This is a genomic window from Candidatus Cardinium sp. cByotN1 (assembly GCF_022810525.1).
Classification (GTDB): Bacteria; Bacteroidota; Bacteroidia; order Cytophagales; family Amoebophilaceae; genus Cardinium.
Map to the genome: position 1 here is coordinate 1 of NZ_JAACGG010000211.1, position 926 is coordinate 926.

Sequence of the window (926 nt, forward strand, 5' to 3'; positions counted from 1 at the left end):
GGGTCCTTACTGAACTTACTAAGTTCTATGGTATGCAATTCTAGATCCGTAAAGTAAGGCAAGCCACTCTCTTTTTCAGTGATATGGAATACGTTATGATACTTTTTGCTATCTGTTATGGAAACAAAGTTAAGAATATGAATACCTATGGCCTTATTGAGCGTAGCATAATTTTGTGAGACTTTTAGCTGTTCTGTATATAACTTAGCCCAGTAGTATAGTGCTCTTTTATCATAATCTGCTTCATCTGTGATTTGTATTTCTATGTTAAATCTTTTGCCTGTTTCCCCTACTGCTTTCACATCTAATATAGATAGTTTATCACTTCTAAAACTTTTTGGGTTATAAGGGTTTAATAACGTAACCTCTACCACTTGATCTTCTGGTGCTACGGCTGCATTGATTAAGTCGATCAGTAGATCCTTATTTTCTTCTACACCAAATATTTTCTTGAAAGCGACATCTACTTTTGGGGTAATCTTTTCCATATTACATTGCTTTTTTTGAGATGTTAAGAGGTATGACTACACTGATACACGCTGCAAGATACGCTGTAAGATACATAGTTTTTTAAGATTTACGCTATATTAGTTATTGGTTGTCCCTGAAGCTTATATTCCGTTTCCTGAGGGGGGGCCATATGAATTGGTTAAATTAAGATCTATGAAACTTAGGAGTATTGAAAAAAAAATATAATATAAATTGAATAGAAAAGTATAGACAGTAGTTATAAAATAGAAAGCTTATATAAGGTTGTGAACCTGATCAGGAGATAAGCCGGTAAGAAAAATGATATCTTCTACAGGATAACCCTTGAGAAGCATGGATTTGGCAATTTCTATGTTTCTTGCTAGCTTACCTTTTTCTTCACCTATTCGGATACCCTCTAGCTTACCTTTTTCGAGGCCCATTTTTTCTCCTTCTTG

General features: G+C 34.3%; 1 protein-coding gene and 1 pseudogene. Both read right to left on the reverse strand.

Annotated elements, in window-relative coordinates; genetic code table 11:
• Positions 1–488 (reverse strand): Rpn family recombination-promoting nuclease/putative transposase (locus MUW73_RS04460; protein ID WP_243575334.1); only part of this gene is annotated, 488 nt, incomplete at its 3' end.
• 255 nt (positions 489–743) lie between these two features.
• Positions 744–926: pseudogene (locus MUW73_RS04465) on the reverse strand (Rpn family recombination-promoting nuclease/putative transposase); the annotation flags it as partial.